This is a genomic window from Allobranchiibius huperziae, from assembly GCF_013410455.1.
Classification (GTDB): domain Bacteria; phylum Actinomycetota; class Actinomycetes; order Actinomycetales; family Dermatophilaceae; genus Allobranchiibius; species Allobranchiibius huperziae.
Genome location: NZ_JACCFW010000001.1, coordinates 3403109 through 3420172 on the forward strand (window position 1 = coordinate 3403109; position 17064 = coordinate 3420172).

The 17064-nt window shown below is 68.8% G+C and carries 18 protein-coding genes; 7 read left to right on the forward strand and 11 right to left on the reverse strand.

Annotation, left to right across the window (positions count from 1 at the left end; all coding sequences use genetic code 11):
- Positions 1-55: 55 nt before the first annotated feature.
- The 3 genes from HNR15_RS16220 to HNR15_RS17975 form a co-directional block, all read right to left on the reverse strand.
- The gene (locus tag HNR15_RS16220; protein WP_343048572.1) at positions 56-1546 is read right to left on the reverse strand and encodes a phospholipase D family protein; all 1491 of its coding nucleotides are present in this window, start codon (positions 1544-1546) and stop codon (positions 56-58) included.
- Positions 1547-1778: 232 nt separating this feature from the next.
- Complete coding sequence (locus HNR15_RS16225; protein ID WP_179483343.1) at positions 1779-2873, reverse strand: DNA glycosylase AlkZ-like family protein; 1095 nt, start codon at positions 2871-2873, stop codon at positions 1779-1781.
- Between the two features lie 33 nt (positions 2874-2906).
- Positions 2907-3407, reverse strand: a complete 501-nt coding sequence (locus tag HNR15_RS17975; RefSeq protein ID WP_218883780.1) for a DUF2853 family protein — start codon at positions 3405-3407, stop codon at positions 2907-2909.
- Positions 3408-3558: 151 nt separating this feature from the next.
- Between HNR15_RS17975 and HNR15_RS16235 the strand changes: the two genes are divergently transcribed.
- Positions 3559-4320 (forward strand): GNAT family N-acetyltransferase, encoded by a 762-nt coding sequence (locus HNR15_RS16235; RefSeq protein ID WP_179483344.1) that lies wholly within the window; start codon positions 3559-3561, stop codon positions 4318-4320.
- Between the two features lie 159 nt (positions 4321-4479).
- On the forward strand, positions 4480-4905 hold the full coding sequence (locus tag HNR15_RS16240; RefSeq protein ID WP_179483345.1) for a hypothetical protein: 426 nt from the start codon (positions 4480-4482) through the stop codon (positions 4903-4905).
- 18 nt (positions 4906-4923) lie between these two features.
- On the opposite strand, the gene dnaB is transcribed toward HNR15_RS16240, so the two are convergent.
- The 3 genes from dnaB to HNR15_RS16255 all read right to left on the reverse strand — a co-directional run bounded on the left by dnaB (position 4924) and on the right by HNR15_RS16255 (position 9127).
- A complete protein-coding gene (dnaB, locus tag HNR15_RS16245; protein ID WP_370639669.1) occupies positions 4924-6291 on the reverse strand; it encodes a replicative DNA helicase in 1368 nt (455 codons plus the stop codon).
- Between the two features lie 624 nt (positions 6292-6915).
- Positions 6916-7884 (reverse strand): C40 family peptidase, encoded by a 969-nt coding sequence (locus tag HNR15_RS16250; protein WP_179483347.1) that lies wholly within the window; start codon positions 7882-7884, stop codon positions 6916-6918.
- Between the two features lie 526 nt (positions 7885-8410).
- A complete protein-coding gene (locus HNR15_RS16255; protein WP_243757924.1) occupies positions 8411-9127 on the reverse strand; it encodes a C40 family peptidase in 717 nt (238 codons plus the stop codon).
- A gap of 370 nt (positions 9128-9497) precedes the next feature.
- On the opposite strand from HNR15_RS16255, the gene HNR15_RS16265 reads away from it, so the two are divergent.
- Both HNR15_RS16265 and HNR15_RS16270 read left to right on the forward strand, forming a co-directional pair.
- Positions 9498-10826 (forward strand): MATE family efflux transporter, encoded by a 1329-nt coding sequence (locus tag HNR15_RS16265; protein WP_218883782.1) that lies wholly within the window; start codon positions 9498-9500, stop codon positions 10824-10826.
- A gap of 107 nt (positions 10827-10933) precedes the next feature.
- Positions 10934-11512, forward strand: a complete 579-nt coding sequence (locus tag HNR15_RS16270) for a TerD family protein (protein WP_179483349.1) — start codon at positions 10934-10936, stop codon at positions 11510-11512.
- 157 nt (positions 11513-11669) lie between these two features.
- Here the strand turns inward: HNR15_RS16270 and rplI are convergent, their stop codons facing one another.
- The 5 genes from rplI to HNR15_RS16295 form a co-directional block, all read right to left on the reverse strand.
- A complete protein-coding gene (rplI, locus tag HNR15_RS16275; protein ID WP_179483350.1) occupies positions 11670-12119 on the reverse strand; it encodes a 50S ribosomal protein L9 in 450 nt (149 codons plus the stop codon).
- A gap of 17 nt (positions 12120-12136) precedes the next feature.
- A complete protein-coding gene (rpsR, locus tag HNR15_RS16280; RefSeq protein WP_013494395.1) occupies positions 12137-12373 on the reverse strand; it encodes a 30S ribosomal protein S18 in 237 nt (78 codons plus the stop codon).
- 155 nt (positions 12374-12528) lie between these two features.
- Positions 12529-13119, reverse strand: coding sequence for a single-stranded DNA-binding protein (locus HNR15_RS16285; protein ID WP_179483351.1), 591 nt, complete (start codon positions 13117-13119; stop codon positions 12529-12531).
- A 47-nt stretch (positions 13120-13166) separates the two neighbouring features.
- Positions 13167-13454, reverse strand: coding sequence for a 30S ribosomal protein S6 (rpsF, locus tag HNR15_RS16290; protein ID WP_179483352.1), 288 nt, complete (start codon positions 13452-13454; stop codon positions 13167-13169).
- A gap of 215 nt (positions 13455-13669) precedes the next feature.
- On the reverse strand, positions 13670-15013 hold the full coding sequence (locus tag HNR15_RS16295) for a hypothetical protein (RefSeq protein ID WP_179483353.1): 1344 nt from the start codon (positions 15011-15013) through the stop codon (positions 13670-13672).
- Between the two features lie 84 nt (positions 15014-15097).
- Here HNR15_RS16295 and HNR15_RS16300 point away from each other — a divergent pair, with 84 nt between their 5' ends.
- The 3 genes from HNR15_RS16300 (at position 15098) to HNR15_RS16310 (ending at position 17024) form a co-directional block, all read left to right on the forward strand.
- Positions 15098-15568, forward strand: a complete 471-nt coding sequence (locus HNR15_RS16300; RefSeq protein WP_218883784.1) for a hypothetical protein — start codon at positions 15098-15100, stop codon at positions 15566-15568.
- An 80-nt stretch (positions 15569-15648) separates the two neighbouring features.
- Positions 15649-16359 (forward strand): guanitoxin biosynthesis heme-dependent pre-guanitoxin N-hydroxylase GntA, encoded by a 711-nt coding sequence (gene gntA, locus HNR15_RS16305; protein ID WP_179483354.1) that lies wholly within the window; start codon positions 15649-15651, stop codon positions 16357-16359.
- Positions 16356-17024 carry a DUF1989 domain-containing protein gene (locus HNR15_RS16310; protein WP_179483355.1) on the forward strand — a complete coding sequence of 223 codons (669 nt, stop codon included), beginning with the start codon at positions 16356-16358 and terminating at the stop codon, positions 17022-17024. The genes gntA and HNR15_RS16310 overlap by 4 nt, the downstream gene beginning before the upstream one ends.
- Positions 17025-17064: the final 40 nt, after the last annotated feature.

Genomic DNA, 17064 nt, shown 5'->3' on the forward strand with positions numbered 1-17064 from the left:
AGCGTGCCAGCCGGTGACCGCTTGGTCGTCGCGGGTCCATCGAGGCCGTGTCCGGTCAGAAGCGCCGGGCATAGCGCATCCGCAACGGGCGCCCGTCGGGGTCGTAGACGACCCGGTAGAGCGGTGTCGCCCAGGCCAGGGTGCGACGCGTCAGGTGCGGTCGCCGATAGGGCCGCAGCCTTCCTGGTGGCCGGTCTCCGACGGCACCTGCGTCGTGCCACGACTGCAGGCGTGCGGCACTCGCGGCGAACGCCTCGAACGCTCGCGACGGATCGATCAGGTCGGTGTCGTCGTCCAGGTCCAGGTGCTCGCGACCGAGCTCGAGTCGCAACGAGCGGGCGAACGCGCGGGCACCGTGACCGAAGCGGTCGAGCATCTGCGGCTCGCGGGTGTCGCGAGCATCGTCCACGACCGCGCACGCCAACTCCGAGTCGTGCGTCCAGGACCGGCGGTTGATGTTGTCCGAACCGACGCTGGCCCACACATCGTCGACGACGCAGACCTTCGCGTGCACGTACACCGGCGTCCCGGCCGGATTCTGGACGCCGTAGACGGCCACGCGGTCCGGAGCCGCGTCGTACAGCGTGTTCAGCGCCGCCTGCCGTCCCACCAGGTTCGGCGGCATCGACAGCCGCCCGTCCTGGTCGGGGTAGTGCGGGATCACCGCGATGAGGTGCAGCGACGGTCTGCTGCGCAGCGCCTCCGCGAAAGGGGCGACGATCTCGGAGTTCCAGAGGTACTGGTCCTCGACGTAGATGATCCGCTCGGCCCGCCGAACGGCCTTGGTGTAGGCACGCGCCACACTGCGCTCGCCCTCGGGAGCGAACGGATAGCCGGGGTGCCGGTTGCCGTAGGTGCGGGTCAGCTGGATGTTCGCACTGCCCCGCGGTCCGGGGTCCGGGTGCTGGGTGGGCAGTGGGCCGGCCGTGCGGGTGTCGTGACGTAACCGCTCGCTCAGCACGTTGACCGGGTTGCGGCTGAGCGGGGCCGGGTCCTCCCAGCGCTCGCGGAAGGTGGCCTCCACGTCAGCCACCGCCGGACCGTGCACCATCAGCTGGATGTCGTGCCAGGGCGGACGCTCGCCGTAGACCGCCGCCATCGGCTGCTTCTGCGGATCACCCTCGTGCCGTGCGTCGTCGCGTCTGCTGTGGCACAGGTCGATGCCGCCGACGAACGCGACGTCGAGCTCGGGACGGTCGAGGTGACGCAGTACGACGAACTTCTGATGGTGGGACGCGCCCGGGCGCACCCGCATATCGAGGAGGCATTCGCCCCCCGCGGCCTCGATCTCCTCACCGAGGTGGCGGTTCTGCTGTTCGCTGAACGAGAGCTTGTCCAGGTGCGAACGCCAGACCAGCCCCTTGACCACGACCCCTCGACCGGCCGCCTCGGAGAGGGCTGTCGTGACCTCGAGACCGTGCTCGTCGAGACGCTGATCGGGGTCGCCGCGCCAGTCGGTGAACATCACCAGGTCACCCGGGCGCATCTGGACGAGACAACTCACCAGCCGGTCGAAGTACGTCGCCCCGTGAACGAGAGGAACCACCTCGTTCCCCGACGTCCACGCCAGACCGTCTGCATGGCGACGGTCCAGACGGGTTGCAGGATTGCCGCGCTCAGAAGGGCTGAGGAACCACTCGGCGACATCCATGGCCCCATCCAACAGTGCCGCTGGGGTGCGGTGTGCCATCCGGGCCGAACCCGCCGAGACCTGCAGACCTGCAGGAAGAGCTCGTCGAGGGCGGCACCGCGGCGTACGCCGGCGCAGTGCACGCCGGTCAGAGCGTCTGCACCCTCAGCCGGCTGCCGAGTACTGCGGACAAAGACTGTGCCGCCTTCCGGAGTGACGCCGTGGCGCCGGCCGACTCGCCATCGAGCCACCGCACCCGCACGGTGTCGCCGGCGCGCTCCCACGTGCCGCTGAACCTTCCTCCGATCAGCACCGTATTGGCTCCTCGGGTAGCAAGGACCCGGTGCTTCGGCGGCACGACGTGCGTGTCCGACGTGCCCGCACCCATGACCCACTGGTCGTAGCCCGGCAGGAGGACCACGTCGCGGGTCGGCGTGGCACTCACGATGTCCGCCGCGTGCTCGGTCAGGCACAGCGCCGCGTCACCGTCGATGACCAGTTCGGTCAGCTCGTCCGCCATGTCCTCTATCCAGTGCGCCAGCCTCCTGCGCCCGGCGCTGAGCCCCTGCGCCAGCCAGTGGTCGATGTGGTCGCGCGTCGCGGGCCCGTACGCCGCGAGGTAGGCCCGGATCGCCGACGGTCCCGCGTCGTCGACGTCTTCGAGCCCACGCCACGTCGGGATCGAATCGAACGAGCGGAAGGTCGCGGCCCCGTCACGCGAGGGCGCGAAACACAGGTCGCCCTGCCAGCAGAAGGGTTTGAGGAAGGTGTGCGACCGGTCCTCGAAGGCCTGCAGCAGGTGCCGGTGCGCCGGGCGCTTCGCCACCGCCTGCGCCAGTTCGTGCTGGGTGAGCGGCCCGTCGCTCAGCGCCTCGCGCACGGCGGCCCGCAGGCGCGGCCAGTCGCCAGGTTCCAGACCGTAGAACGTGCGCCAACTCGCGAGCTCCCATTGCCGGCCGGCACCGCGTACGGACATGTGCGCCGCGGCGTTGTCGGGCGTCATGAGATGCGTGGCGCCCCGGAAGGCGTAGACGCAGACGACCCGGCCGGCGGCAATGGCGGCGTCGACATCACCCTTCTCGGAATCACCGAGGCGTAGTCGGATGGCGGTCGACGCATCCCCGAGCCACGCGGGCACCGCCACGAGGCGCCCCACCACGTCCTCGACCGACCCCGCCGGATCAGCTATCAGGTGGTGACGCCGCAGGCGCCAGCCCAGAGCCGCGGCCCAACTCGACGCCACCGCTGACGCGAGATGCGAACGGGCCCTGGAGTGTCAGCCCTTGAAGACGTCGAGCTTGTCGAACTTCTCCGCCAGCAGGTAGTACACCGCCAGGCGCGGGTTGGCCTTGCCGTCCTTCATCTGGGCCAGCACGTCCTTGATCGCCGCGTCGAGTTCGGCGTCGCTCTGCTTCAGGCCGAGCTTCTTCTTCAGGAAGTTCTCCCGGACGGTCTTGAGCTCGGCGGGGTCGCTGGCCGACACCAGCGACGCATCGCGGTTGCTGAGAACGAGGCGATAGGTCGAGGCCATCTTGTCGATGATCTCTTTGTCGGCATGCGGTGCGTAGGCGTGAACGCTTTCGTGAGCAGTGGCCACAGCAGTTCCTCCATTGAAAGAGACCTGGTTCCTTCTTTGTGAGAGTAGCGCTGTTCCTGCTGCGCCGACATAGCTGCGATGGAAGTGCTGGTGGCTGTGCAGTGCCTGGATCCGCGCTGGTCGCACGGTGGTTCCCAGGCGATTCCGTTGCGCAGGCGCCGGTGCGATCAGTGCTTTCACGCAGCAGAGAGCGGAACCGGCATACCGCCGCCCGACAGGCGGCCCGGGAGACCCGGCAGTCACCCGGGCAGCCGTCAATTCTGCATAGGAATGACGTCAAAGGTCCGTCAGGGACCGCTCCGGCGGCGCGTTCGTTCCTAACGTCGATCGCATGGACGATACGACCTGTCGAACGATCAGTCATGCCTCCATCGCGGCGCCCGCCACGGCCGCGAGGCTGCTCACCGACGGCTTCACGATGGTCCGGTACGACCATGGCTTCCGTTACGACGCGGGAGTCTTCGACATCGACTCGACGCTGTCACCCGATGACCTCATCGCCCTCGTGCACCGGCAGGCGCGCTGCTGGGGACGCAGCACGGTGTGGTGGCACGGTGTCAGCCCGGCGACCGGGCCGACCGCCCTGCGGGACGCCCTCGTCGCCGTCGGCGGCGTGGTGGCGGCGCAGCACACAGTTCTGGAGCGAGAGCTGATGCGGCGAGGCCAGGAAGGCGTGCCGGACCCACTGCTCAGCGTCACGCGGTTGCACGCCGGCGCGCTGCCCGGCGTTCGCCGCCTGCTGGCACTCGAGCAGCACGAGGACACCGACCTGGATCTCTCCCGTCGCCATTGCGTCTCGATCCATCCGTCGGAGACGCACGTCCTGGCGCGGCTGCAGGGCAAACCCGTAGGCACCGCGGCCGTGTCGTTCGCCGGCGGTGACGAGGCGCACCTCTGGGGTGCGGCGACCGCGTGCTGGGCTCGGCGCCGCGGTGTCTATCACGCCCTCGTCACCGCACGACTCGACCTCGCCCGCCGGCGCGGGTGCCGGGTGGCCATCCTCCGCGCGCACCCGCGGATGGCCCCGACGCTTGCCGAGATGGGCTTCGGCACGCGGTGCGAGGAGCTGCTGATGCGGACGACCCTGCGCTGAGTCAGGCCGCGAGCATCCGACGGGTCGACGCACCGACCCGCAGAGAACATCGACCGACGCCGCGACTGACATGAGCGGCAAACCGGGAATCTGTGGCGGCGTGGCGCCATCAGCGGGACTATCTGAAGCATTTCCCACTCACCGGACGAAGGATCCGCCATGGCAGACCAAAAGAGTGACGCACCCGGCCACGCCACCCCTCCCCACCTCGATCCGACTCCCAGCCTGCATCCCCATGACGTCTACGTGCAGGCCTACGACCGTTGGGTCGGCGATCACCTCGAGCACGTACGCGCGTACTTCCGGCAAGCAACATCCGACACCTCGCCCATGACCAAAAAGAAACAGGCGGAACTGCTGAAGTACCTCAAGGACGAGTCGAAAGGCATCCAGGCCGACGAGGAAGAGGTCAACAAGCGTCTGGAGTCGGACAAGGCCAAGCTGGAGCACGCCAGCGGCCAGGAAGCCAAGGACCTCAACGAAGATATCGAAGAGATGGGAAAGAAGTCCCGAGAGCTGACCGACGCCAACAACACGACCCAGAACCGGATCCGCGAAGTCGGTGCGATGCACCCCGCCCACTGAGTGGTCAGAATTCCTGGCTCAGAATTCCTTGGCCATGTTGGTGAACCGGCTGTAGTGGCCCTGGAATGCCAGCCCGATGGTGTCGGTGGGTCCGTTGCGGTGCTTGGCTACGATCAGGTCGGCTTCGCCCGGTCGCTCGGAGTCGCGGTTGAAGGCGTCGTCGCGGTGCAGCAGGATCACCATGTCGGCGTCCTGCTCGATCGATCCGGACTCGCGCAGGTCGCTCATCATCGGCTTCTTGTCGGTGCGCTGCTCCGGACCACGGTTCAACTGTGAGATGGCGATGACCGGTACGCCGAGCTCCTTGGCGAGCAGCTTCAGCGCACGGGAGAACTCCGAGACCTCCTGCTGGCGTGACTCCACGCGCTTGCCGCTGCTCATGAGCTGCAGGTAGTCGATGACCACCAGCCGCAGGTTCTCGCGCTCACGCAGCCGCCGGCACTTGGAGCGGATCTCCATCAGCGACATGTTCGGCGAGTCGTCGATGAAGAGCGGCGCCTCGGCGATCCGCCCCATCGTGGACGCCATCTTGGTCCAGTCCTCTTCGCGCATCGAACCCTTGCGCATGTGCTGCAGCTGGATGTTCGCCTCCGCCGACAGCAACCGCATGGTGATCTCCGAGCGGCTCATCTCCAGGCTGAAGACGATCGAGGTCAGCCCGTTCTTGATGGACGCGGCCCGAGCTATGTCGAGGCCCAACGTGCTCTTGCCGACAGCAGGCCTCGCGGCGACGACGATCATCTGACCGGCGTGCAGGCCGTTGGTGAGCTGGTCCAGTTCGGTGAACCCGGTCGGTACGCCGGTCATCTGACCGGCGGTGCTGCTCGCCGCCTCGATCTCGTCGGCGGTCTCCTCGATGACGTCGCCGAGCCGGACGTAGTCCTCCTTGTCCTTGGACCCGGTGACCTTGAAGATCTCCGCCTGCGCCTCGTTGATGACGTCGACGACGGACCCGCCGCCGCTGGCGTAGCCCATCTGAGTGATCCGCGTGCCGGCCTCGACGAGCCGCCGCAGCACAGCCCGCTCGGCGACGATCGTGGCGTAGTAGCCGGCGTTCGCCGCGGTGGGCACCGACTGGATCAGTTCGTGCAGGTAGGCCTGTCCGCCGATCCGGGCGAGATCGCCTCGCTTGCCCAGCTCGTCGGCGACGGTGATCGCATCGGCGGGCTCACCTCGGCCGTAGAGATCGATGACGGCTTCGTAGATGGCCTCGTGAGCGGGCCGGTAGAAATCGACCCCGCGGACGGCTTCGGCCGCGTCGGCGATCGCGTCCTTGCTGAGCATCATGCCGCCGAGCACGGACTGCTCGGCGTGCACGTCCTGCGGGGGGAGCAACGGGTCGCGCGACCCGCCGCCGAACGCACCTTCGAGTTCAGCGATCGACACGCGCATCCCCTTCTCTTTCGGACATACGTCGCACTCCATCACCGAGCACCGACAACGCAACAGAACAGACAGAGCAGATGGAACAGGCAACACGGACAAGACGGCCGAGCCGTACAAGACACCCACGTGACGGGCGCCGACCGACTGCCCGTGCTCGCACCCGCCCGCTGCGAGAGCGGGAGAGCAGACGGCAGCTGCCAGGGATCAGGTGACCGGCGTGACATGTGACGGGCGAACGCCGTTCGGGAGCGGCTGCGTGGACACCGTAGAACCCCTGAGGGGGAGACACCAAAGCGTTGTCCACCTGCCCTCGGGACAACTTGTGGGAAAGCTGGGGAAACCGCCGAAGGGCTGTGTGCACAGGGTGTGGATAACGGTGTGGAAACTCATCGTGGAGTTGCGTCGCACGGCCCTGACCTGCATGGATGTCGTCCACCGGGTGTGGACGAAAAGTAATTTCAGAGGGCGTCCGCATGCTGGCGAGCGCTCCCGGTGCGGTGTTCGGACCGCCCGGAACACCGCCACGGGCATCCCGTGCAGGCGTCCGCACGGCATGCAGAAGCGGCCGCGTACACCCGAAGGTGTACGCGGCCGCGTCTGGTGCTGCGAGCGGTCCTGCGACCGTCAGCGCAGGGTGCCGAAGTTCGAGACGTTGATGTAGGTCTGGATCCGCACGACCGCGCCGGGGTAGGGCGCCGCGATCATCTGGCCGTTCCCGAGGTAGATCCCCACGTGGTAGGCCGGCGATCCGAAGAACACCAGGTCCCCGGGCAGCGGCGAGGACGTGGAGCGCATGTAGGCCTGCTGCGCGGCCGCCGTCCGCGGCAGGGTCAGGCCGGCGTGCGAGTAGGCGTACTGCGTCAGGCCCGAGCAGTCGAAGCCGGCCGGAGTGGAGCCTCCGTAGACGTAGGGCACGCCGAGGTACTGCTTGGCGATGCTGATGACCTGCGAGAGCTTCGCGGTCGTCGTGGTCGACGACCCACCGCCAGAACCACCGCTGACCGGGGCCGTCGTCCCGGGAGGGGTGAGGCTGAGGCCACAGGGCATCCCGCCGAGGGCGCCCCAGGTGGCGCGACCCACGACCCCGCGCCCGTCGGCGGTGATCCCGTACCGGGACTGGAAGCTCTGCACCGAGCTCAGGGTGTGCGGGCCGAAGTCGCCGTCCGCGGTGACGCCGAGCCTGCTCTGCAACGCCGCCACCAGGGAGCCGGATGCGCCGTACCGCACCACCTTGACGGTGCAAGTGGGGGCCGGAGCCGTGCCGGTGGAGGGGAAGCCACCGAGCCTGGCCCACGTCAGCGGGCCGACGATGCCGTCCGTGGCCAGACCGTGGCGTCCCTGGAAGGTCTTCACCGCCATCAGCGTGCGCGGGCCGAAGTCGCCGTCGGCGGTCACGCCGAGACGCTGCTGGGCGATCTTCACCAGGGACCCGCTCGAACCGACCTTCAGGACGACGACCCGTGCGCTGGACGTCGCCGCCATGGCCGGCGCCGACAGAGCGACTCCGCCGACGATGGCCGCGGTGCCGAGCGCGACGCCCCCGACCACGACGGTGCTGCGCGGTGTCAGGACCGGTCCGACCTTGGCAGTCATTCCCGGGCGGTGCCTCATGTGGCGCGGGCTGGTTGTCGTCGTCATCGGAGCCTCTCGGTGGCGTCGGGCCGCGACGGGCTGTAGAGCCCATCGCGGGTACACGGCAGTTCGGTACGCGATGTCGCTCGTCGTCCGCGGTCACGGCCCCGACCGCGACAAGAGGACTATGCCTGGCGTGTGGCCAATGTGAAAGGTGGGATTTCTGCGACTCGCCGCGCAGATGGTTGACAGGAGAAATTCCACGCTTGTGACTTACATCATTGTGTTTTCAGCGGGATTCGCGCGATTCCGGGATATTCGCCGTCCCTCCCGGCCGTGAAGCCACAGGCAGGTCATTGAATGTTCGAACAACATGCCGAATGAATTTCGATATCAATGCAAGTCCACTATGTGAGACGGTCCTTGACTATCGCGTCCATGAATAGTGCGGACTGAATGATGCAAAGAATTGGCTGGGGACGTGATGAAGGCCCGGCCCCCGAAAGGGCCGGGCCTTCATCAGGTCCCGAATGGATCTCCTAGGAGATCAGACGCGACCGAAGTAGTGCGAGCCCCAGATCGCGTGCACGTGGATGCGCGTGCCCGGCTTGGCGGAGTCGATCATGTTGTTGCCGCCGACGTAGATGCCGACGTGGTGCGCCGGGTAGCCGTAGAAGACCAGGTCGCCGGGCCGCGGCGACGACACGCGCCGGGTCGCGTTCGCCTGGGCGGCGGCGGTGCGGGGCAGGCTGTGCCCGACCTGGCGGTAGACGTACGACGTGAAACCGGAGCAGTCGAAGCCGCGCGGCGTCGAGCCACCGTAGACGTAGGGCACGCCGGTGTACCGCTCGGCGATCGAGACGACCCGCGAACCGGAGGCCGACGGCTGGGGCGCGGTCGACGCGCTGCCGGGGAAGCCACCGAGTGCGCGCCAGGTCTGCGGGCCGACGTAACCGTCACGCGCGAGGTGCTTGATGCGCTGGAAGTTCTTGACAGCGTGCAGCGTGCGCGCATCGAAGCGGGAGGTCTGCGGGATGTGCAGACGCTTCTGCACGACCTTGACGTAGTAGCCGGTCGAGCCCGTGTGCAGGACGACCACGTGGGCGCTCGACGCCGATGCGGTCGAGGCGGTGGTGAGCTCGGTCGCGACCAGGCCCGGCACGACGACCGCAGCGCCGATGCCGACCGCGGCGCCACGGCGACCGACGGAGGACAGGAAGCGGTGGGGCTCGTGCTTGAGATGGCGAGGGGTGTAGGAACCCATGAGGACGTAATCCTTCGACAGTCGGAGACAGGCTGAGACAGCTGACCGGACACGTCCGCGCGGTAGTGCACGGGAGCCCGACGTACCGCGGTCAGAACCCCCGTGCTGGTCCGCGACGGGATGACTATGCCCTAGTTCAAGGCTTCACCAAATTCACTCCGCAGAATGTTCTCGGCCTCTATCGCCGCAGACCGCGGCGAGGCCCCCAGGTCGCCCCGTGACCATTCCGTGACCGATCCCCGGAATGACGGGGCAGGACGCGGTTCGAGACACCGCCTGCCATGCTCGCAAATTCCGTCCGGTCGATGAGATCGGGCTGTCCCAAATGGTGGACGTGGCTATCGAGCCTTCCCCCTCTAGCCTGTCCCGTATGGAGCGCAGCGACACCCGGACGATTTTGCGTCTCGCCGTTCCCGCTCTGCTGTCCCTGATCGCCGAACCACTCTTCCTGCTGGCGGACTCCGCCATCGTGGGGCATCTGGGTGTCGCGCCGCTCGCGGGTCTCGGGGTGGCCAGCGCGGCGCTGCTCACCGCGGCCAACGTCTTCGTCTTCCTCGCGTACGGCACGACCTCCCTCGTCGCGCGGTGGGTGGGCGCCGGCCGGCAGGGCGATGCGCTGGGCGCGGGCGTCGATGGGATGTGGCTCGCGATCGGGGTGGGAGTCGTGACCGCGCTCCTGGTGGCCCTCTTCGCGACTCCCGTGTGCCGCGTCTTCGGCGCCGGTGGCGAGGTGCTGGCGCAGGCTGCCGTCTACCTGCGCATCAGCGCTCTCGGCCTGCCGGCCATGCTGCTGGCCCTCGCGGCGACCGGAGTGCTGCGCGGGTTCCAGAACACCGTCACGCCGCTGGTCGCCACCACCGTGGGGTTCGCCGCCAACCTCGCGCTCAACCTCGTCCTGGTCTACGGCGTGCACCTGGGCATCGCGGGCTCGGCCTACGGCACCGTCATCGCCCAGTGGGGCATGGCCACGGGACTGGCCGCAGTCGTCCTGCGGCGCGCGACGGCCGAGGGGGCCTCCCTTGTTCCACGACCGAACGGGGTCCTGCGGTCGGCCCGTCACGGCGTACCCCTGCTCGTGCGCACCGTCGCGCTGCGCGCCGTTCTGCTTCTCACCACCTGGGATGCCACGGCGCTCGGCGACATCCCCCTCGCGGCACACCAGGTCGCGATGACGGTCTTCGGCTTCCTCAGCTTCGTCCTCGACGCGCTCGCGATCGCCGCGCAGTCCCTCACCGGCACGGCGCTCGGGGCCGGTGACACTGCGCTGGTGCGCTCCCGCACCCGGTTGATGCTGGGCTGGAGCCTGGGCGCCGGATGTGCGGTGGGTGTGCTTCTCGGACTCATCCACACGGTGCTGCCGCCGGTGTTCACGCCGGACGCCGGCGTACGCAGCGCGCTGGCCGCCGCGCTGGTGGTCATCGCAGTTCTGGCACCGGTTGCGGGGGTCGTCTTCGTACTCGACGGGGTGCTCATCGGCGCGGGTGACGGACGAGCTCTGGCGGTGGTGCAGACCGTGCTGCTACTCCTCTACGCACCGGTGGCGATCGTGCTCCACGCGCACGCCGCCGACCTCGCACGGCACGGAGCCCGCACATCGGTCGTCGCGCTGTGGTGTGCCTTCGCGACGTACATGATCGCTCGAATGGCTTTGCTACTGCTGCGTTCTCGCTCGGATCGGTGGCTGGTGCCCGGCGCGTGACAGCACGTGGGCGCACGCATCCGAGCTACCGCCTGAGGCACTCGGGAAGGACGGCTAGTGTGACGTCTTCCACACGGGTCGTGACACAGCAAGGAGTAGCACCGACGATGTCGATCTCACTGAACAAGGGCGGGGCTATCTCGCTCGCCAAGGAAGCTCCGACCCTGACCACCGCCATCGCCGGGCTGGGATGGGACCCGCGCACCACGACCGGTGCCGAATTCGACCTGGATGCCTCCGTCATGGTGTGCGACGCGAGCGGTCGCTGCATCGACGACTCGTGGTTCGTCTTCTACGGCCAACTCCGCTCGCCAGGCGACGCTGTGGTGCACCAGGGCGACAACCGCACGGGCGAGGGCGAGGGCGACGACGAGGTCATCACGGTCGAGCTGCCCGCGCTCCCGCCGAATGCCGCCAAGCTGGTCTTCGTCGTGTCCATCCACGAGGCGGAGGCGCGAGGCCAGAACTTCGGACAGGTGCAGAACGCGTTCATCCGGATGGTCGACGCCAAGACCGACCGGGAGATCGTGCGCTACGACCTCGCCGAAGACTACTCCACCGAGACCGCCATGCTCTTCGGCGAGTTGGTCCGCGAAGGCGGCGACTGGCAGTTCCGGGCCACCGGGCAGGGGTATGCCGGTGGACTGGCCGCGGTCATCCGCAGCTTCGGCCTGACAGTGGCCTGAGGCGGCTTCACCTCCCGCGACCGCTCCCAGTCGCCCACGGCGATATTCGGGGCCGAGGGGGCCCTGACGCGCGCGCGTACCGGCAGTATGCGAGTCGCCCGACGAAGAAGGCCCCGGGACAAAGTCCCGGGGCCTTCTTCTCATGCTGCGTGCGGCGTCACTTCGACGCGACGACGTCCAGCTTCAGGTCGGCCTGCACCTCGGGGTGCAGGCGGACCTGCACAGCGTGGGCGCCGAGCGACCGGATCGGGGTCGTCACCTGGATGGTGCGGCGGTCGACGGTGCCGGCACCGGCGGCCTGCACCGCGTCGGCGATGTCACCGCTGGTGACGGCGCCGTACAGCCGGCCGGAGCCGCCTGCGCGGACCGGCAGCGTGACGGTGGCAGACTCCAGGCGCACCTTGAGTGCCTGGGCGTCCTCGAGGTTCTTGACCGCGCGGGTGGCGCGGGCACGAGTGATCGACTCGACCTGCTTCTGGCCGCCCTTGGTCCACTGGGTGGCGAAACCACGCGGGAGGAGGTAGTTGCGGCCGTAGCCGTCCTTGACCTCCACCACGTCGCCTGCGGCACCGAGCTGGGGTACTTCGTGGGTCAGGATGAGCTTCATGTCTGGTCCCTTTCCGCTCAGCGTGCCGAGCTGGAGTAGGGCAGCAACGCCATCTCACGGGCGTTCTTGACGGCCGTGGCGATGAGGCGCTGCTCCTGGACGGACACACCGGTCACCCGACGCGCGCGGATCTTGCCGCGGTCGCTGATGAACTTGCGCAGCAGCGCAGTGTCCTTGTAGTCGATGTTCTCGACCTTCGCCGCCTTGAGCGGGTTGGCCTTCTTCTTGGGCTTGCGAACTACGGGCTTAGCCACCGTGGTGCTCTCCTTCGTGAGAGCCCGAAACGCGTCTGCGCTCGGGATGGATGGTGATGAATGAACTGGTCACGACGCGTGGTCGAGACCGGAGACCTCGTGGGATGCCGTGGGGCGTCCCACGCGGGTGAGAAGCAGAGAACGAAGTGGGGGACCTAGAAAGGCGGCTCGTCGTACGACGGGCCGGTGTTCCAGCCGCCGCCCTGACCGCCCTGGCCGCCCGCCGGCGCGGAGTTGCCCGCGCCCGCGTTGCCGCCCTGGCCGCCACCGGTGGCCCACGGGTCGTTGGCCGGGGCGCCGCCGCCTGAGGCACCGCCCTGTCCACCGAAACCGCCACCGGCGTTGCCGCCCTGGCCGCCGCCGAAGCCGCCACCACCACCGCGCTGGGTCTTGTTGACCTTCGCCGTGGCGTACCGCAGCGACGGACCGACCTCTTCGACGTCCAACTCCACCACGGTGCGCTTCTCGCCCTCCTTGGTGTCGAAGGAGCGCGACTTCAGCCGCCCCGAGACCAGCACCCGCGAACCGCGGGTGAGGGACTCGGCGACGTTCTCCGCCGCGTCACGCCAGACCGAGCAGCGCATGAACAGCGTTTCGCCGTCCTTCCACTCGTTGCTCTGCCGGTCGAACTGCCGCGGCGTGGAGGCCACGGTGAAGTTCGCGACGGCAGCACCCGAGGGGGTGAAGCGCAGCTCGGGGTCCTGCGTGAGGTTCCCGATGATTGTGATGACGGTGTCGCCAGCCATGGTGTGGTTCCCTGCTTCCTGTCTAGCTTCTCGAGTGCGAAGAGTCGTCAGGCGTCGACGCGCAGGAGCTTGGTGCGCAGGATCGACTCGTTCAGGCCGAGCTGGCGGTCCAGCTCCTTGGCCGTCGCGGATTCGGCCGTCATGGTGACGACGGCGTAGATGCCTTCGGACTTCTTCGTGATGTCGTAGGCCAGGCGGCGACGACCCCAGATGTCGAGGTTGTCGACCTTGCCGCCGTCCTTGGTGACGACGGTGAGGAACTTCTCCAGCGAGGGCTGGACAGTGCGCTCATCGAGTTCGGGATCGAGGATGATCATCAATTCGTACTGACGCATGAATGAACCCACCTCCTTCGGTCTCAAGCGGTCACGGTCTCTCCGTGACAGGAGGGTTGCAGCGTCGTCGTCACATCACCGGTGGCCGCGCCAGCTGGCGAGACCGGTCGGTGTCACCCACCAAGGACCTACCTGGCACGCCACTGTGCCCGAAGGCACCGACAGGGGTGCGCGTTTGTCCACAGGGGGTGTGAAGTGACGAACAGCAGCCGAGTCTAGGCGGGAGTGCTGCTCGCGCGGAAATCCGCGCCGTCACGGGCCGCGGGGCGGCGTACGACGGGACGCATACGGTCGTCCACATCCTCGGCCGACTCCCACGCCGCGGCCGCCAGACCGGCGTACGCCACCAGCCGGATCACGCAGAAGACCGCGTAGCCGGCGGGTGCCAGCGCCTTGCCCGGGTTGGAGGAGACGCCGGCGTACATCCAGACCATCACGAAGTAGACGACCTCGACCATCGCCCAGACCAGATGCTCGCGCCACCGCAGCGCGCAGATCGCGATCAGTGGAAGCACCCACAGCGATGCCTGCAGCGGGAAGGACCGGCCGGTGACCAGCACGATGACCAGCATCATCAGCGCGAGCGGTCCGAGCCGCACCGGAGCACGCATGCTCACGCGCAGCATCCCGGCGAGCAGCGCCGCGAGCCAGCCGAGCAGCGCGACCACCGTCAGCGCGGTCGGCGGGATCGTCACGTGCAGGATCGCCGAGACCAGCCACGGCGAGCCGTAGGACGCCGTCGCCGAACCCCACGCGCGGTAGGGCGCGAGCGGGTCGCCTCCGACCGCGACCGCCGCGAGAAGGAAGAAGACCGCGGTCGCCGCGGCGGCGGCCAGTAGCCGGACCGCCTCGGAGGTCCGCCGCTCGCGGGTGGCGAGGAGCACGATCGCCGCGATGATGATCAGCGGGTAGGTGCGTGCCATCACGGCGGCCCCGAGCAATGCGCCCGCCGCGAGCGGCATCCGGCGCATCCACAGCGCCATCCCGATGGTCGCGAGCGCCACCCCGAGGATGTCCAGCGACAACAGGGACGCGGTGATCAGCACCGGGCTGAGGGCGACGTGCGCGGCCTGCCAGGGCGAGTCGCGCAGCATGGACGCGGTGGCGATGGTGGTCGCGGCGACGAGCGCGGTGATGACGACCGCACAGATCGCGTAGTAGATCTGCTGCTGGTGCAGGACCGTGCCGCCGCCGGGCACCAGGTGCTGCAGACCCCAGGTGACGAACGCGGTGATCACCGGTTGCGTGTGACCCGGCCCGCCGGTGCTCCACGGCGTGGCAGCGGACTGTCCCCCGACGCCGACCGGCAGGTCGGAGTAACAGCCGCGCCAGAACGCCGCGGGCGCACCCCAGCCCATCCGTTCGCAGTGGTTCTTCTGCAGCACGCCGAGCGCGATCAGGACGCTGGCCAGCGACGAGAGCACCCCGCCGACGTACAGCCAGCTGCGGGCGCCAGCGCGGGCGAACCGGCCGACCGGGCCGCCGATGACCTCGGTCGCGGCCGCAGCGACACCGTCGCCTCGGCTGGGCGTGACGAGTCGTCGCGCGTCGTCGGGCATGGCGGGAAGAGTACGCGCGCCGACTCGACGAATGGCGGGAGATGTCGCTTCCGGACGGCCGCGGGGCCGATCCACCCTCTGCGAATGACATCTCGGGCTCACGACGAACGACGGCGCGACTCGGGCAGACTCGACCGGGTGACCGTCACTGCACCCGGCGCCGCCTTCCTCGCGGCCACCGCGCTGCACGCCGGATTCCAGGCGACGGTGACGGTCCTGGTCTACCCGGCTCTGGCGCGGATCCCCGCCGATCGGTGGGCCGTCGAGCACGACCGTCACAGCCGCCGCATCACGCCGCTGGTCGGGGTCGTCTACCTCGCCCTCGCCGGCGCCACCGTCTGGATGCTGGTGGCCGACCGGGGTCCGTGGACGTACGCCGGCGCACTGTTGGCGCTGGCTGTCGCCGTGGTCACGGGTGTGGGGGCGGCGCCTGTGCACGGACGGTTGTCGCGTGCCGACCCCGTGCTGCTCGCGCGCCTTCTCGTGATCGACCGGGTCCGCGCAGTCCTCGCTGTGCTGCTGCTGGCCTGTGCGTGCGGTGCGGCGTTCGGCTGACGTCGTACGCGCGAGTCAACTCGAGTGAATGCGGGTACGGCACGGTGGTGCCTATGACACCCCGCCCGCCGATGAGGCGCATGAAGAGCCTGAGCACCCTGCTCGGCAGCTCCGCCCGCCGCGATCTGGAGTCCGGCCCCGACGACGGCGTCGTGCGGGCGCTGACCGAGATGGTGACGCATCCGGAGTACCCGTGCCTCGGCGCGCGGTCGGTGTTCCGTCGGGACACCGCGTCCGTCGTGGTGTTGGACGAGATGGAGCACGCCGACGACCTGGCGACCCTGGCCGACGCCCTGCGGACCTTCGCTGCCCGCACGAAGGACGCGACCAATTTCGTCTCCCTCATCGCGGCGTTCCGCTCGCCGGTCGTGACCAGCGAGGCGCAGTTCGAGGAGCTGCTGTGGGGTGTGCTGCAGACCCTGCACGACGGGGACGACCAGCCGTGGACGGAGGGGGTGTCCGACGATCCGGCCCAGCCGCACTTCGCGTTCAGCCACGCCGGCACCGCATTCTTCATCGTGGGCCTGCACCCTGCCGCGTCGCGCATCGCCCGGCGGGCCCCGTTGCCGATGCTGGTGTTCAACCTGCACGCACAGTTCGAACGCCTCCGCGAGGAGGGCGGATTCGACCGGATGCGCACCGCCATCCGCACTCGTGACACCCGCCTGCAGGGCGGGGTCAACCCGATGGCCGAGGACCACGGCGACAGTTCGGAGGCACGTCAGTACTCCGGGCGCGCCGTCGACGACGACTGGAAGCCCCCGTTCGAGGCCCGTGAGGACGACGCATGACCGACCCCCGCAGACCCCGCACTCCGCGGGCGCCGACCCCGCCACGCCCGTACGGCGGCGACGCCGCGTCACCCGCGCCGGGCTGGACCCGGCTGCCCCCGCAGACCGGGCTGCTCGTGCCCGTCGCGGCGGGGCAGACGCTGCAGATCGTCGACCCGTGCGGCGAACAGGTCGCCGACCTCTACCTGGTGACCGCCGCCGATCCGGAGGAATGCCTCTCGGCCGGGCGCACGGTCGACTACAACAACACCCTCTACGTCAGCACCGGCGACCGGCTGTGGAGCAACCGCAGCACCGTGCTCGCCACGATCGTGGAGGACTCCGTCGGGATCCACGACCTGACGCTCACGCCGTGCAGCCAGCAGACGTTCGACGTGCTCTACCCGGAGTTCGGCGGGGCGCCGCACCCCAGCTGCTTCCAGAACCTGTGCGACGCGCTCGGGCCGGCGGGGGTCTCACCGGACCGCATCGGCACCACGATGAACGTCTTCATGGACGTGTGGACCAGCGAGGACGGCGAGCTGCACATCGACCCGCCGCCGACGCGTCCCGGTGACGGTTTCGCCATCCGCGCCGAGGTCGATCTGCTGGCCGGGGTCACCGCCTGCTCGGCGGAGAAGTCCAACAACGGGCACTGCACCCCGATCGACGTACGCGTCAGCTGACCGCCGGCGAAGTCGCGTCCCCGCGCTGAGATCCGGTTTC

What these genes read in the sequence shown, in the direction of transcription:
- HNR15_RS16235 (WP_179483344.1), top strand. Translation starts at nt 3,559, where the DNA reads ATGGACGATACGACCTGTCGAACGATCAGTCATGCCTCCATCGCGGCG.
- HNR15_RS16240 (WP_179483345.1), top strand. Translation starts at nt 4,480, where the DNA reads ATGGCAGACCAAAAGAGTGACGCACCCGGCCACGCCACCCCTCCCCAC.
- HNR15_RS16250 (WP_179483347.1), bottom strand. Translation starts at nt 7,884, where the DNA reads ATGACTGCCAAGGTCGGACCGGTCCTGACACCGCGCAGCACCGTCGTG.
- HNR15_RS16255 (WP_243757924.1), bottom strand. Translation starts at nt 9,127, where the DNA reads ATGGGTTCCTACACCCCTCGCCATCTCAAGCACGAGCCCCACCGCTTC.
- HNR15_RS16265 (WP_218883782.1), top strand. Translation starts at nt 9,498, where the DNA reads ATGGAGCGCAGCGACACCCGGACGATTTTGCGTCTCGCCGTTCCCGCT.
- HNR15_RS16270 (WP_179483349.1), top strand. Translation starts at nt 10,934, where the DNA reads ATGTCGATCTCACTGAACAAGGGCGGGGCTATCTCGCTCGCCAAGGAA.
- rplI (WP_179483350.1), bottom strand. Translation starts at nt 12,119, where the DNA reads ATGAAGCTCATCCTGACCCACGAAGTACCCCAGCTCGGTGCCGCAGGC.
- HNR15_RS16285 (WP_179483351.1), bottom strand. Translation starts at nt 13,119, where the DNA reads ATGGCTGGCGACACCGTCATCACAATCATCGGGAACCTCACGCAGGAC.
- rpsF (WP_179483352.1), bottom strand. Translation starts at nt 13,454, where the DNA reads ATGCGTCAGTACGAATTGATGATCATCCTCGATCCCGAACTCGATGAG.
- HNR15_RS16295 (WP_179483353.1), bottom strand. Translation starts at nt 15,013, where the DNA reads ATGCCCGACGACGCGCGACGACTCGTCACGCCCAGCCGAGGCGACGGT.
- HNR15_RS16300 (WP_218883784.1), top strand. Translation starts at nt 15,098, where the DNA reads ATGACATCTCGGGCTCACGACGAACGACGGCGCGACTCGGGCAGACTC.
- gntA (WP_179483354.1), top strand. Translation starts at nt 15,649, where the DNA reads ATGAAGAGCCTGAGCACCCTGCTCGGCAGCTCCGCCCGCCGCGATCTG.
- HNR15_RS16310 (WP_179483355.1), top strand. Translation starts at nt 16,356, where the DNA reads ATGACCGACCCCCGCAGACCCCGCACTCCGCGGGCGCCGACCCCGCCA.